General features: G+C 41.9%; 12 protein-coding genes. 2 read left to right on the top strand and 10 right to left on the bottom strand.

Annotated elements, in window-relative coordinates; all coding sequences use genetic code 11:
• Window positions 1-227: 227 nt before the first annotated feature.
• Window positions 228-1,595 (top strand): oxygen-independent coproporphyrinogen III oxidase, encoded by a 1,368-nt coding sequence (gene hemN / locus BUB91_RS06460; protein WP_073098418.1) that lies wholly within the window; start codon window positions 228-230, stop codon window positions 1,593-1,595.
• Window positions 1,596-3,570: 1,975 nt separating this feature from the next.
• On the opposite strand, the gene BUB91_RS06465 is transcribed toward hemN, so the two are convergent.
• The 9 genes from BUB91_RS06465 to BUB91_RS06500 form a co-directional block, all read right to left on the bottom strand.
• Window positions 3,571-4,278, bottom strand: coding sequence for a sulfite exporter TauE/SafE family protein (locus tag BUB91_RS06465; RefSeq protein ID WP_073098419.1), 708 nt, complete (start codon window positions 4,276-4,278; stop codon window positions 3,571-3,573).
• 2 nt (window positions 4,279-4,280) lie between these two features.
• Window positions 4,281-4,727, bottom strand: a complete 447-nt coding sequence (locus tag BUB91_RS06470; RefSeq protein ID WP_073098420.1) for a FixH family protein — start codon at window positions 4,725-4,727, stop codon at window positions 4,281-4,283.
• Window positions 4,728-4,937: 210 nt separating this feature from the next.
• Window positions 4,938-5,084: a helix-turn-helix domain-containing protein gene (locus BUB91_RS20955; RefSeq protein WP_164917831.1), complete on the bottom strand. Its 147-nt coding sequence runs from the start codon at window positions 5,082-5,084 to the stop codon at window positions 4,938-4,940.
• A 7-nt stretch (window positions 5,085-5,091) separates the two neighbouring features.
• The gene (ccoG, locus tag BUB91_RS06475; RefSeq protein WP_073098421.1) at window positions 5,092-6,513 is read right to left on the bottom strand and encodes a cytochrome c oxidase accessory protein CcoG; all 1,422 of its coding nucleotides are present in this window, start codon (window positions 6,511-6,513) and stop codon (window positions 5,092-5,094) included.
• Window positions 6,514-6,516: 3 nt separating this feature from the next.
• Complete coding sequence (locus tag BUB91_RS06480; protein ID WP_073098422.1) at window positions 6,517-7,500, bottom strand: cbb3-type cytochrome c oxidase N-terminal domain-containing protein; 984 nt, start codon at window positions 7,498-7,500, stop codon at window positions 6,517-6,519.
• Window positions 7,497-7,685 carry a CcoQ/FixQ family Cbb3-type cytochrome c oxidase assembly chaperone gene (locus BUB91_RS06485; RefSeq protein WP_073098423.1) on the bottom strand — a complete coding sequence of 63 codons (189 nt, stop codon included), beginning with the start codon at window positions 7,683-7,685 and terminating at the stop codon, window positions 7,497-7,499. Before BUB91_RS06485 ends, BUB91_RS06480 begins: the two co-directional genes overlap by 4 nt.
• A 2-nt stretch (window positions 7,686-7,687) precedes the next feature.
• Complete coding sequence (gene ccoN, locus BUB91_RS06490) at window positions 7,688-9,892, bottom strand: cytochrome-c oxidase, cbb3-type subunit I (protein ID WP_073098424.1); 2,205 nt, start codon at window positions 9,890-9,892, stop codon at window positions 7,688-7,690.
• 2 nt (window positions 9,893-9,894) lie between these two features.
• Window positions 9,895-10,101 carry a cbb3-type cytochrome oxidase assembly protein CcoS gene (ccoS, locus tag BUB91_RS06495; RefSeq protein WP_073098425.1) on the bottom strand — a complete coding sequence of 69 codons (207 nt, stop codon included), beginning with the start codon at window positions 10,099-10,101 and terminating at the stop codon, window positions 9,895-9,897.
• A gap of 59 nt (window positions 10,102-10,160) precedes the next feature.
• The gene (locus tag BUB91_RS06500) at window positions 10,161-12,593 is read right to left on the bottom strand and encodes a heavy metal translocating P-type ATPase (RefSeq protein WP_073098426.1); all 2,433 of its coding nucleotides are present in this window, start codon (window positions 12,591-12,593) and stop codon (window positions 10,161-10,163) included.
• Between the two features lie 104 nt (window positions 12,594-12,697).
• On the opposite strand from BUB91_RS06500, the gene BUB91_RS06505 reads away from it, so the two are divergent.
• Entirely contained in the window at window positions 12,698-13,399 is a 702-nt protein-coding gene (locus BUB91_RS06505; RefSeq protein ID WP_073098427.1) for a Crp/Fnr family transcriptional regulator, read from the top strand.
• Window positions 13,400-13,404: 5 nt separating this feature from the next.
• Here BUB91_RS06505 and BUB91_RS06510 read toward each other — a convergent pair whose 3' ends face one another.
• The gene (locus tag BUB91_RS06510; protein ID WP_073098428.1) at window positions 13,405-15,333 is read right to left on the bottom strand and encodes a family 43 glycosylhydrolase; all 1,929 of its coding nucleotides are present in this window, start codon (window positions 15,331-15,333) and stop codon (window positions 13,405-13,407) included.
• Between the last annotated feature and the right edge of the window lies 1 nt (window position 15,334).

Raw genomic sequence — 15,334 nt, forward strand, 5'->3', positions numbered from 1 at the left:
CGCAAATAAGCTTTTTAAGAATCAGTTTATTGGCACCTCCAAAGGCTTTAATACCCCGTCCCGATATCGGGATGGCGCGAAATTGAAAATTTGTTTCTAACGAATGCCTCGTGGGCCTGCCTTTGTCAGACCAGACAGGCTTGCCCCGAGGTAGTTTACTTATTTTTTTAACCAGGCTTCCGGAAATCTGAAAACAGATCTCCGGAAGCTATTTTGATTTTTAAGTTATGAGTAGTATTCCTTTAATAACTAAATACAATGTTCCCGGTCCTCGATATACGAGTTACCCTACAGTACCGTATTGGGATATCGAGAGCTTCAGTCTTAAAGACTGGAAAGAGACCCTTAAAAAAAGCTTTTTAGCGAGTAATAAAAAAGAAGGGATTAGTCTGTATATACACTTACCCTTTTGTGAATCGATGTGCACCTTTTGCGGTTGTACTAAAAGAATCACTAAAAACCACAGTCTCGAAGACCCGTATATTAAAGCCTTACTGAAAGAATTCACCTTGTACCGGGATTTTCTAGGAGAACGCCCGGTGATACAACAAATACATTTGGGAGGAGGTACTCCTACTTTTTTTTCAGAAGTAAATCTGGGCACGCTCATCAGCGGTATTTTTAAGTTGGCAGATAAAGCTACCAATTGTGAAATGAGTTTTGAAGGACATCCTAATAATACCACCGTAAATCATCTAGAAACGCTGGCTTCGTTTGGCTTTAAGCGGGTTTGTTATGGGGTACAGGATTATAATGAAACCGTACAAAAAGCCATCAACCGCATCCAACCTTTTGCACACGTGCAGCGTGCAACAGATCAGGCGCGGCAAGCGGGATATACTTCTGTGGGGCATGATATTATATACGGACTCCCTTTTCAAACGCTGGAACACGTAAAAAACACCATCGAAAAAACCATACAGTTGTTTCCGGATCGTATTGCATTTTACAGCTATGCACACGTGCCGTGGATTAAAGGCAACGGGCAGCGCGGTTATGATGAAGCCAATTTGCCTTCTGCGGAAGAAAAGCGCGAGCAGTATGAGATAGGGAAACAATTGCTTGCTGAAGCGGGGTATGTAGAAATCGGGATGGATCATTTTGCACTGCCTACTGATGCTTTATACCATGCCCAACAAGAAGAGCGCATTCACCGTAATTTTATGGGGTATAATGCTTCTAAAACTCAGGTGATGTTAGGGCTGGGTGTTTCTGCAATCAGCGACAGCTGGTACAGTTTTGCACAGAATGTAAAAGGACTCAATGAATATTATCACCTGTTAGAAAATAATATTCTTCCCATTTTTAGAGGACATATTCTGAATGAAGAAGATTTGAAAATCCGTCAACATATCCTGAATTTGATGTGTCATTTTAAGACCAGCTGGAGCGAACCCGAACAGTATTTTAATGAACTACCGGAAGTGCTCATCAAACTGAAAGAACTGGAAGCAGACGGATTGCTGGTTTTTGAAAGCAAAGCACTTCGCATAACCGAAAAAGGAAGAGCTTTCGTGCGCAATATCTGTTTACCTTTTGATTTGCGTTTGCAACGTAAAAAGCCTGAAACTAAACTTTTTTCAATGACCATTTAAGTGACGCGCTTAAGTGATTTTTCGTTCACTACACTGCATGCGCTTAACTCGGCCGGCACACCGGCCTCAAACAGAACCGCCTGCGACGTTCCGCTCACTTCAAATTTGACGATACCTTCTTGTAGGCCGTTTTAAAAATGTATTGCATAAGAGATTTTAGGAAAAAGAAAGTATTCATACCCGAAGTGTTTAGTTTCCTTTTGGTAAGTATAGCAAGGGTATCCCGTTAAAATTATCCTCATCCCCACCCCCTCTCCCAAGGAAAAGGGAGTTTGATTTTAACCCAAATGGAAGTTCTGCTATATTCATACCCAAAGGGTTAAACGAATCACAATCCCTTGGTTCAGAATAGGCGCAGGACGTTCCGAAGAACAGGAGCGATAGCGACGCGGAACGTACAAGACGGTTTTCGACCGTAAAACGGCTTTTGAAGGGAGTTCCATACTCGCTACAAGACTAAACCTAGCATTCAAGACCAGCTTAAAAAAATTAATCTCGATTATCGAGCGAAAAATTTCGAAGCGAGGGTGTCTTTTCTTTTCTGCATCCGACGACCGCAGGGAGAGGAATGCACTCTTCCAAAAGAACCTTTAGTCTTAAAACGACGTAGGAGTCTCTTGAGCAAACCGACGGAGATTCACGAGCTCCCGAGAAAATAAGAATGACGCGAGTAAAGAAAATGAACAAAACATGATATAGAACCTATAACTTCTATTCATGTTCATGTTCTTTTGCCTTGATGCCAAAGAACCAAAAAATCAAGGCTCACAAGACGGTATCTAAATTTTTCGTTCACTGCACTGCATGCGCTTAACTCAGGCGGCACACCGCCCTCAAACAGAACCGCCTGCTACGCTACGCTCACTTCAAATTTGACGAAACCTTCTTGTAGGCCGTTTTTCAAGTATTAATAAGCATTTAAATGATATTAATACCCGAAGGGTTAAACGAATTATTAATTCCCTCGGTTCAGAATAACCGCAGGAAGCTCCGAAGGACAGGAGCGATAGCGACGCGGAGCTGACAAGGTGGTTTTCGCCTTAAGCGAAAAATTCCTAAGCGAGGGGCTCTTTTCTTTTGGTTCGTTTTCTTTGGAGAAGCAAAGAAAATGAACAGAACATGAATAGAAGTGAAAATTATCAAAATCGACGTTAGGAGATTCACGAGCTCCCGTGAAAATAAGAATGACGCGAGTAAAGAAAAGTAAGGAACATCCTATAGAAACTATGACTTCTATTCATCTTCCTGTTCTTTTGCCTTGATGCCAAAGAACCAAAAGATCAAGGCTCACAAGACGGTATCTAAATTTTTCGTTCACTGCACTGCATGCGCTTAACTCGGCCGCTATCGCGCCCTCAAACAGAACCGCCTGCTACGTTGCGCTCACTTCAAATTTTTCGATACCTTCTTGTAGGCCGTTTCTAAGATCAGAACTAAGAAATTCTTTAGCCTTCTTTTTCTTCAGTATAGCAAGAAGTTGCCGTTAAAAATTTCTGAAGCCTTGGAAGAAATTTAGGGATGCTCTTGCGGTTTTCGCCCCTAAGGCGAAAAATACCTATCCAAAAGGTGTCTTTTCTTTTGTTACTTTTCTTTGGACGAGCAAAGAAAAGTAAGGAACATCCTATAGAAACTATGACTTCTATTCATCTTCCTGTTCTTTTGCCTTGATGCCAAAGAACCAAAAAATCAAGGCTCACAAGACGGTATCTAAATTTTTCGTTTGCTTCACTGCATGCGCTTAACTCGGCCGCTATCGCGCCCTCAAACAGAACCGCCTGCTACGTTGCGCTCACTTCAAATTTCACGATACCTTCTTGTAGGCCGTTTCTAAGATCAGAACTAAGAAAAAGGCTCTTTTCTTTTGGTTCGTTTTCTTTGGAGAAGCAAAGAAAATGAACAGAACATAAATAGAAGTAATGAATATTCAAATCGACGTTAGGATATTCACGATGACCCTAAATTAAGAAATCATCCCCTAATGACAACTATGCTGTGCATCCACCTGCGCCACAGCTACCTGATTAGATGGTGATACAAAAGGAATTCCCAGACCCAAACCGCGTAAAATAAATAAGCATCCCATAAGGACTACTAGAACGGGGATGGCTTTAAGAAAATACTGTTTGGTTTTACCTTTTAAAAAATTACCCAGATAGATCGCGGTGGTCATCAGCGGTAGGGTTCCTAGTCCAAAGAATAGCATATACAATCCACCTTCTAGTGAACTGCCGGTTGCCAAGGCTCCAAAAACAGCCATATAAACGAGACCGCAGGGTAACATCCCATTGAGTAGACCTAAGGTGAAAAAAGTACCTGGTTTTTTGCTTTTGAGTTGGTATCCTAAGGCAGTCTTTAATTGCCCCACTAGTTTGTAAATGGGTTTAGAGAAGTTGTATTTCCCAAAGGTTTTAGCGGGTAATGCAATTGCCAGTATCATCAATACACCCACTGCAATAGAAAGTTGTTGTTGTAAGCCAAAAAGCTGCAGACGCTTGCCTACACTACCCAAGATAAATCCTAGAGTAGCGTAGGTTAGCAGCCTTCCACTGTGATAGCTTAGTATTTGTAGCACGCGTTTTACAGCATTAGAACGATCTACGGGCATTAAAAAGGCGATAGGGCCACACATTCCCACGCAGTGGAAGCTACCCAAAAGTCCAAAAAGTAATGCCGTGAGTATCATAACTAATAGATTATGGCTTTTTGAAAGTGGTATTTTTTACCTTCATATTCCCAGTTAACGGTAATGTTCCAGCGACCGTCGAGCAAGCGATTGTCAGGTATGAGCAAATTAGAAGTTGACAGTTCTATAGGAATGTCAAAATCAAGTTGCTTGCCAGACGGTCTGTATAGGAACACTTTTCCGGTAATGTTTTTAGGGTTGAAAGTTTCAGGAAATTGCAAGACATAACCGGCTTTGGTTTTAGTGCCGATTACCGGTGTTTTTAGTTCTGCTTCATTCGTAGCAGCATCAATATCTTCTTGCAATTGCAGCTCTTTTTTATAATAATCTTCAGCCACCAGATCGTAACTGTATTTTTTGTCGGTGCTCATGGTGATGATAAAAAACATGATGAAGCTTATAAACAAAGCCATACCTATCACCAGACCGGTTCCCCAATTAATTCTCATAATGCTATAGTTTACTCGATAATCGAGATTTAAACCTGTTTACGGCAGGTGCTTCGAGGCTTGCCTCGAAGTCAAAAGCTGTTTCCTTTTAATGCCTTACGAGCCTGCCTTTGTTGGCAGACAAGCTCGCCTCAAGGAGTTTACTTGCACTGCCTGCAAAAGCCATTAAGACACTTCAGTATGCGTATTTTAATTTGTTGTAGCACGTGGCTACGCATATTTATTAGCCAGTTCTTCCTGGCTCAATGCTTTACGTTCTCGCTCTTCTTTAAGCAAGCGTACTTTACAATTTTGGTTCTTTCCAGGTTTTCCGTTTTTGCATCCCAGACAGCAGTTGTGGTTTGATTTTGTGCTCATGATTTACTTATTTATAACTTCGGGGACCTAGGAAAACCGTACTTGTGGTTTCAATAAGTTGGTCTTCACTAAATACACCGATTTTTAGTTTTTCTTTTTCGTCGTTTAGGTCGTGGGTATTGATCTCAATAAAGAGCGTTCCTTTTGCAAGGCCTTGCTCAGGTACTTCAAGCTCCCCTTGTGAAACCACACGGATGCTTCCCGAATGGGAAATCAGTTCAAAGTGCAGGTTCTCAATATCCCGGGTTGTTTTGTTGATGAGTTTATAGGTATATACATTACTTATGACGTCTTCGCCCTTATGCTCATAGAGTTGTCCCGGTAAGCGAAGGATAGTCGCCTCCACATCGTTACGTAAAAACAGCATACCTATAAGCACACCAGTCAAAATCAGCAGTACAGCGGTGTAGCCTTTTAAACGGGCATTGAATGTAAACTTCGCCTTCTTTTCAATATGCTCTTCACTCGCATAGCGAATGAGATCTTTAGGCAGATTTACCGCTTCCATCATCTGGTTACAGGCATCAATGCAGGCGGTGCAATTCACACACTCTAACTGTGTGCCGTTGCGAATGTCTATTCCCGTAGGGCAAACCTGTACACATTGCGAACAATCAATACAATCTCCTTTGCCCGTTGCAGCTCGATCTTCAGTCTTTTTAAATTTAGCTCTGCCGGATTCTCCTTCTCCACGTTTGTGATCATAGGCCACCACGATAGATTTAGTATCCAGTAACACACCTTGTAACCTTCCGTACGGACATACAATGACGCAGACCTGCTCTCGAAACCAAGCGAATATAAAGTAGAATACAGCAGTGAAAATCAAGAGTGAAATCAGCGTTCCCGAGTGTGAAGCAGGACCTTCAGTCACATACTGAATCAGGCGTTTGCTACCGATCAGATAGGCCAGAAAAACATTTGCGATGAGAAACGAAATCACAAAAAAGAGAAACCATTTGCTGATGCGTTTCTTTAGCTTCTCCCCATTCCATGACATTTTATCCAGACGCATTTGCTTGCCGCGGTCTCCTTCAATCCAGTATTCTATTCTGCGGAAAACCAGTTCCATAAAAATGGTTTGTGGACAAATCCACCCGCAGAATATCCTACCGAAGGCTACTGTAAACAAAAGCACAAACACCACCCCGATAATCATGATTATGACAAACAGGTGAAAGTCTTGTGGCCAGAACGGAAAGCCAAAAATGTTAAAGCGGCGCTCGAGTATATTAAACATCAAAAATTGATTGCCGTTAATATGTATAAACGGAGCGCTGAATAAAAAGATCAGGAGCGCATAGCTTACCAGTTTGCGGTACTCATAGAGTTTGCCCACCGGTTTTTTAGGATAGACCCATGAGCGTTTTCCCTCATCGCTAATCGTGCCTATACGGTCTCTAAAACGTTCCTGATCTTGAGAAGCCATTGTTTAATCTTTTTGCTGAATGATAGCGCCGGTAACCGGCTCATTTTCTAAAAGCACTTCTACTTGTGTCGAATCTTGAGTGACCTGAACCCCTTCAACCGGAGCATGCTCATCAATCCACAGATCGCCCTGAGGTTCTTTAGCATCAGCAGGATTGGTGCCGTGCAAGCTCAATACATAGCTTGCTACCTGTGCAATCTCACTGGGTTTTAAGTCGGTTTTCCAGGCGATCATCCCTTTGCCGGCGCGTCCTCCTTCAGAAATGGTATGGAATACATTTTTGATCCCTCCTCCTAAAATCCAGTAATCATCAGTAAGATTGGGACCAATCCCACCGGCACCAACAGCTTTGTGACATGCCACACAATTACCGCTAAAGAGCATTTCACCGGCTTTAATGTCAGCAGCATCAGTAAGCAATTCTACCGTGTTTTCATCCACCAGATCCTTTGCGGTTTTCTTGTATGCTGCAAGCTCAATTTGAGCCTGGGCAACAGCTTGCTCGTATTCGTCAATCTGGTTGTCACCACCCAAAACTTCAAAGCGAACGAGATAGATTAATGCAAATAGAATGCTTGCATAAAACCCGTAAACCCACCACGGCGGTAAATTGTTGTCTAATTCCTGAATGCCGTCATAGTTGTGATCTAATATGATCTCTTCTTCCTCTGCTATAGGTTTTACCTTCCAGAGTTTAGCATAGGTATTTTTAAACCAGGCAATGCGCTGCTCTTTTTTTGCAGCAACCTGTACCTCATAGGTTTCCTGAGCTTCCGGCTTTAAAGTTTTAAACAATATAGCTCGTAAACTTTCAATACAAATCTCAAAAGCGATATACATAAAGATTAAGACTCCGTAAATAGCCCACAACCCGTTTTGTGTGGTAAATACCGAAGGCTCATCTTCTGGAGTGCCTACATAATTTAGAAAGAGATAGGCAAAGCCTGCAAAGCCAAGGATTCTTATCAGTGATGCGGTACTTCTCATGGCTGGTCTGATTTTAATTGATCTTCTAGCGGAATGTTACTCACCTCTTTGATGTGTTCTTTTTTAGCGGTAAGTACCCATAAGAACAAGCCTATAAAAAAGAGGAAGAAAATGAGTAGGGATACGATGGGGTAGATGCTTACCCCATCTATATTTTCGAGGTTTTGTTTTACAAATTTCAACATGACTATTTGGCTTTTAAATGGGGGACTTGATCTCCTGTTTTAATCTTGATATCTGTACCCAGTCTCTGTAAGTAAGCGATAAGCGCGACGATCTCCCGGTTGCGCATTTCTATAAAATCTTCTCCGTTGTCTGCAGCATATTTTTTATCAGACTCGTAGGTCTTTGCAAAATCAGGATCGGTGTACAGGTTTTGTTCAATTTGAGTGCCTTGTTCAGTCATCCATTGCTGAGCACGTTCTATATCTTCTACGGTGTACGGAACTCCCAGTTGTTGCATAACTTTCATCTTGTCTTCGGTTTTAGACTTGTCGAGTTGGCTACGAATCAACCAACTGTACGAAGGCATTATAGAACCTGATGAAGTGCTCTGCGGATCATACATATGGTTGAGGTGCCAGTTGTCTGAGTACTTTCCACCTATACGAAGCAAGTCTGGTCCCGTACGTTTGCTACCCCATAAGAAGGGATGATCGTATACATATTCACCCGATTTTGAATATTCACCATAACGCTCCACTTCACTACGGAAGGGTCTGATCATCTGCGAGTGACACGAGACACAACCTTCTCTGATGTACAGATCTCTACCTTCTAATTCTAACGGAGTGTAGGGTTTTACGGTTGAAATCACCGGTACATAATCGTCAACAATCAGCGACGGAATAATTTGCACCATACCCCCAATTAAGATTGCGATGGTCGCAAAAATGGTAAGTTTTACCGGGCGGCGTTCTAACCAGGTGTGGTAGCCTTCTTTAGCGGTACGTTTTTGGGTCACGCGTTGTAAGGGCGCAGCTTCCGCGAGTTCGTCTGTTACTTTGCTTCCGCTTCGTATGGTTCTAACAAGATTATAAAGCATGACAAAAGCTCCTGCAATGTATAAGCTACCCCCTATTGCACGCATCCAGTACATCGGGATGATTTCGGTTAAGGTTTCTAAGAAGTTTCCGTAAGTAAGGGTTCCGTCCGGGTTGAATTGTTTCCACATAGAAGCCTGCACAAAACCGGCAACATACATAGGCAAGGTGTACATAATAATACCCAGTGTTCCTATCCAGAAGTGTGCATTGGCTAATTTGATTGACCAGAGTTTGGTTTTAAACAAGCGCGGTACCAGCCAGTAGATCATACCAAAGGTTAAGAAACCATTCCAAGCTAACGCGCCTACGTGTACGTGTGCAATAACCCAGTCGCTAAAGTGTGCGATAGCATTTACATTTTTTAGCGAAAGCATAGGCCCTTCAAACGTTGCCATCCCATAACCGGTAATTGCAACAACCATAAATTTTAAAACAGGATCAGTACGTACTTTGTCCCAGGCACCACGTAGGGTTAGGAGTCCGTTAATCATCCCACCCCAGGATGGCGCGAGCAACATAATTGAAAATGCAACCCCAAGGTTCTGTGCCCAGTCTGGCAATGCTGAATACAACAAGTGGTGTGGTCCTGCCCAGATGTAGATGAAGATTAGTGACCAGAAGTGTACGATAGATAAGCGATACGAATACACAGGTCGGTTAGCGGCTTTAGGAACGAAGTAATACATCAATCCTAAAAACGGAGTAGTCAGGAAAAAAGCTACTGCATTATGCCCGTACCACCACTGTACCAGAGCATCTTGTACTCCTGCGTAGAACGAATAACTTTTTAAAGCACTTACCGGGAGCTCGATACTGTTTACAATATGCAAAACAGCAACAGTAACAAAAGTCCCTAAGTAGAACCAGATGGCAACATACAGGTGACGCTGTCTTCTTTTAAAGATGGTACCGATGAGATTAGCCCCAAAAGCGACCCAAACCAAAGCAATCATAATATCTATAGGCCACTCGAGTTCGGCATATTCTTTAGAAGTCGTGTAGCCTAACGGAAGGGTAATAGCTGCGGCTACAATAATAGCCTGCCAACCCCAGAAGTTGAAGTTGCTCAGCCAGTCTTTCCACATACGGGCTTTGAGTAAACGCTGTGAAGAGTAGTAAACTCCTGCAAAAATGGCGTTACCTACAAAAGCAAAGATCACCGCATTGGTATGCAGCGGACGCAAACGTCCAAAACTCAACCAAGGGATCCCGTCTGTTAGGTTGGGAAATAAGAACATAAACGCGAGCAAAAGTCCCACGCTCATCCCAATAAGCCCCCAGAAGATGGTGGCATTGATAAACTTTTTTACGATCTTATTATCGTAATAAAACTGTTCTGTTTGCATATTTACTTCAATTTGCGATTCGAGTTGTTAGTATTTGTTTTGTCTGTAGAAGCCGTTTTGGTTTTTACCAGTTCGTCTTCAAAAAGCATGCGCACAGATGGAGTATAGGTGTCATCATACTGCCCTTTTTTTACCGAGAAAATAAAGGCCACAAAAAAGATTACTGCCACAACCACGCTTATCGCGAGAAGCATATAAATGATACTCATACCTACCTGATTTATACCGTAAAATTACCGGTGTGTGTTTGCTTAAAAGATGACATAAATCAGCTTTTAGAATTTTGTTTGCTATTTTTCTCAGCCTTGATTTTCGTACCGCAGTAGTAGGAGCAAAGTGTGGTGAACACAACGATGCTTATAGAACTCAACGGCATTAAAATCGCCGCGTAAATCGGTTTTAAATTCCCGCTTACGGCAAGAATGAGACCGGCGATGTTATAGAGTAGGGAGAATACAAAACTCCATTTAATGATCAGTTTTCCCTGTTTAGCCAGTTTTAAAAAAGCCGGTAAACTCTGAAAACGAGAAGCATCTAGGATTCCGTCGCAAGCCGGGGAGAACACATTGATATTTTCAGAAATAGCAATGCCTACATTGCTTTGTGCCAAAGCCCCGCTGTCATTGAGACCGTCACCAATCATTAATACTTTTTTGCCGTGTTCTTGTAATTCTTTGACAAATTGTAATTTATCGTCCGGTTTTTGGTTAAAATGCATCGACGTTTGCTGCGGAAGCATTTCGGATAAGGTCTCGCGTTCACCGTCATTATCACCCGATAGAATGATGAGGTTCGCGTGTTTGTGTAGCGCTTTAAAGACCTGCGGAAGGTTTTCGCGAAAGCGGTTATAAAAAACATAACAGCCTTTGTAGGTATCGTTAGTACTGATGTGAACTGCAGTACGTTTTCCATTTTCAAAAGACCGGTTTAGGGTCTTTTCGCCCACATAATCGTAAGAACCTATTCTCACAGTATTGTGGTTGTAGACACCAGAAATACCTTTGCCTATTTGTTCTTCAAACGCATCAAGGGTCTGTATGTCATAATCCTGAAGCAGGTTGTACAAGTTTCTACTCAACGGATGGTTAGAAGCTCGAAGCGTAGTGGTTAATAGGGATTCTTCTTCATCACTTAAATCAACACCCTCGTAGCGAATTGCGTTTTCTGAAGCCGTTGTTAGTGTCCCGGTTTTATCAAACACGATGGTATCTACATCAGCAAGTGCTTCCAGAACTCCGGCATCTTTTAAATAAAACTTGTTTTTACCGGTGATGCGTAACAAATTTCCCAGTGTAAAAGGTGCCGAAAGTGCCAATGCACAGGGGCAGGCTACTATAAGCACGGCGGTAAAAACATCGAGCATTTTTGAGGCGTCTACCACCCACCAGAATCCTGAAGCAACCAGCGCAATCGCAAGCACCCCAAGGGTAAAATGCTTACTGATTTTTGTGGTGAGGGCGTGAAGCTCATTTTGCTTTTCCTTTTTAAAGATATCGTTGCTCCAAAGCTGGGTGAGGTAACTTTGTTCTACAGCCTTGGTTACGCATAATTCTATAACCCCACCTTGTTGTCTTCCGCCTGCAAACACCGTTTCACCAGCGTTTTTAGTAACAGGTTCTGCCTCTCCGGTAACAAAACTGTAATCGATAAGTCCTTCTCCTTTCTGCAATACGCCGTCAACAGGAATGAGTTCACCATTACGAATTAAAATGCGATCCTGAGGTTTGATCTGATAAACGGGGATTTGTTTTTCGAGATGGCGGTTTCTAAAATCACGGGCTGCATCCAGACGGGTCACAGCAATAGGAAAGTAGGATTTATAATCGCGCTCAAAAGAGAGAAAGGCATAGGTCTTTTGCTGAAAAAACTTACCGAGCAATAAGAAAAAAACGAGTCCGGCCAAGCTGTCAAAAAAGCCTGTGCCGGTTCCGGTTAAAACCTCAGCACAAGACCTGAAAAACAAGACCAGAATACCCAGTGCGATAGGCACATCAATAGTTAGCGTCTTAGCGCGTAACGATTTAAATGCCGAGATGAAATAATCCTGAGCAGCATACACAACCACCGGAATAGAAAAGACCAGCATAAGTGCTCTGAATACCTCTTTGTATTGATCTAGCCAGAATTCTTCAACCTCAAAATACTCCGGAAACGAAAGAAACATAATATTGCCAAAAGCAAATCCGGCAACTCCCAGTTTATAAATCAAAGCACGGTCTGTTTTCTTTTCCTTTTTATTAAAATCTTCAAGTGAGATCCTGGGTTCGTAGCCCAGCATACAGAGTAATTTCACGACTTTCTTCAGTGTTATCGCCGAAGAATTATAGGTGATTCTTATGCTTTTTTCAGGAAAATTAACCTGTGTGTTTTTAATTGCAGCATTGAGTTTGTTGAGGTTTTCTAGAACCCAAATACACGAACTGCAATGAATAGCCGGTATTACAAAAGAGACAATTTGAGTGTCCTGCTCATTAAATTCAAGCAGTTTTTCAGAGATGTCGGCGTTGTCTAAAAAATCAAACTTCCCTTTAAAAGCCTTAGGAGAAATACCGGGATTGACATCCAGATCGTAGTAATAAGACAGGTCATTGTCTTGTAAAATATCATAAACCGTTTTGCAGCCGTTGCAGCAAAACACCTTGCCTCTGTGTGAGATTGTGTCGCTTGTACACGGGTCACCACAATGATAACACTTGTCCATCGTTACTCTAATTTGCTTAAATACCTGAAACAAAGGACTGAAAGCGGAATTGGATAAAAGATGACTTTTGTCAGTTGCCCAAAAAATTATGCTAATTTTGAAGTATGGCAGAACACGAAGAATCTCGGTGTGAAAACTGTATTATCAGAGAATTGAATTCACTTAAGGCCCTCAAGAAAGAAGAGCTTAAGGCGATCTCAGATAGTAAGATTACGCGTAGGATAAAGAAGGGAGAAGCACTTTTTCAGGAAGGTGAGAAATTGGGTGGTGTTTTCTGTGTGCGCAATGGAGTTTCAAAACTATCAAAAATAAGCGATAACGGTAAAGATCAGATTGTGAAAATCGCTTCTAAAGGAGAAGTAATGGGGCAACGTTCTGTAATTTCTGAAGAAGCTACAAACCTGAGTGCAGTTGCGCTTAACGATATGGAAGTGTGCTTTATTCCTAAAAATAACATCATCGAGCGTATTCAGGATAACCCTGCATTTACACAAGCTATTTTAAAGCATATGGCTCAGGAACTTAAAATCGCCGATGACTTTATTGTAAATATGGCTCAGAAAACGGTCAATCAGCGTCTTGCTGAAATACTGCTTTATCTGAATACTACATTTGGTACCGATGAAGAAGGTTATCTGGCACTCATACTCTCACGAGCAGATATCGCAGATGTGGTAGGTACCGCGACGGAGTTGTGCATACGCACACTGGCTAAGCTCAAAAAGCAAGGCTTAATAGAGACTAAAGGCAAACGGATCAAAATACTGGATCGGTCTGGTTTACAACAACTCAAAGACGGGTTTTAATAAAACTATTCATCAACAGGAGCTACACCTTCGGAAGTCATTTGAACACGCTTTAAACTTCCATCTTCATTGTAAATTAATTTGTCAATACAAACAGATCTGCTGTAACTGCTTCCGTCTGGCTGAATCCCACCGTTATGATAAATAAAATACCATTGGTCTTTAAATTCAACAACACTCTGATGATTGGTGTTGCTGTTCCCTGCAAGTTCATTTAAGATTCCTCCATATTCATAAGGGCCATCAAGATTTTTAGCGGTTGCGTACGCGATTTTTTCTGGGAAGCCTGTAGCGTAGGTTAGATAAAAGGTGTCGTCTTTTTCGTGAACCCACGGAGCTTCGGTAAAGTCAAGACCTTCAAAATCTATCGTCTTGATCTCGCCATCAATTTCGATCATATTGTCTTTCAGCTTCGCGTAATAGCAGACGCCGTTACCCCAGAAAATCCACGGTTGGTCATCCTTATCTATAAAAATTGCAGGATCAATACACGTCCAGGAATGTGAGGAAGCAAAGCAATCTTCGTTGGTTAACAAGGGTTTTCCCAGAGCATCTTTATAAGGTCCTTGCGGTTTATCGGCTACCGCCACACCAATCCCGTTCCAGTTGGTGCTGATGTACCAGTAATATTTACCATTTCTTTCGGTAACGTGACCTGCGTAAGCATCACCACTGGTCGCCCAGGTAAAATCAGTGATTTTTAAAGGTACGGGATGCTCCGTCCAGTTTTCCATATCAGTGGTAGAAAAAACCAACCAATCTTTCATTTTGTACCCTTTTTGACCCCCGGCATAATCGTGACCGGTAAACAACCATAAGGTATCGTTTTCAACAAGGGCTGCTGGATCTGCAGTGTATTTGTGCTTGATGATGGGATTTCCGGTTGCTTTAAATTGAAAGGTGCCGTCAGCATCTGTTAAAAGATTTTGTGGGACACCTCCCCACTTGGTATTTAAACGTTTTGCTTCTTCTTTGGTAATGCTGATGACGCTTCCGTGACGGGGAGAAAAGTCTTTGGTAAAAGATTCGGTTTCTTGTGTGAATTCATACAAATCTTTACTGCGCTGAAACTCGTAGCGTCCGCTTGAATAGAGATCATACATTAAAATATATTCATCACGATCATTCAGTTTAAACACCGAACTTCCTTCAACGGTGGTATTCTGATCTGCATAGGCATCAATATATTCAAAACGTTCTTGATAAGGACCTAAAAGCTTTTTACTTGTCGCCTGTTTGATGCCGTTTTGTATTTCTTTACCGTTTTCATCTTTAGTATTTCCCTTGTAAAACAAGTGATAAAGCCCGTCTTTATAAATGATGTCTCCATCTATGGCGCCGTCTTTTGCGCGGTATAACAACTCAGGTACCGACTCAAAAGCGGTAAAGTCTTCATTGGCATAGGCTGCATAAAAATCAAGTTTAAGGTCGTTATAATAACGCACGGTAAAATACACCAGATACTTTTGAGTTTTTGTGTCGAAAAAGGTTTGTGAAGCCCACACCCACTTGACATCCTTGAATTTTTTAGGATAGGTTTTTTCTAAATCTATAGGGGTAGATTTCCAATCAATGAGATCCTTAGAATGCAATAATACGAGCCCCGGATTATGGTCCCAGCCATTTTTGTGGGTATACATATCAGTAGCTACCATAAAATACCCATCATTTTTACCACCGCGTAAGATATGAGGGTCACGTACGCCTCCTGTATTTGAAATCTCTGAAGATTTTAAAACCGGCTTATTGTTGTAAAGCGCTTTCCAGTTGATAGCATCATCACTAACCGCAAACCGAATTTGTTCTTGTTTATCGCCCGCTCCTTTACCTTCAAAATAAGCAAACAGATAACCGTCCATTTGTTGTTTTTGGCTGAAAGAAAGTGTTGATAGCAGTATAAAAAGAAGTTGGATATACGTTCTAATTTTTCTCATC

This window comes from Leeuwenhoekiella marinoflava DSM 3653, assembly GCF_900129005.1.
Taxonomy (GTDB): domain Bacteria; phylum Bacteroidota; class Bacteroidia; order Flavobacteriales; family Flavobacteriaceae; genus Leeuwenhoekiella; species Leeuwenhoekiella marinoflava.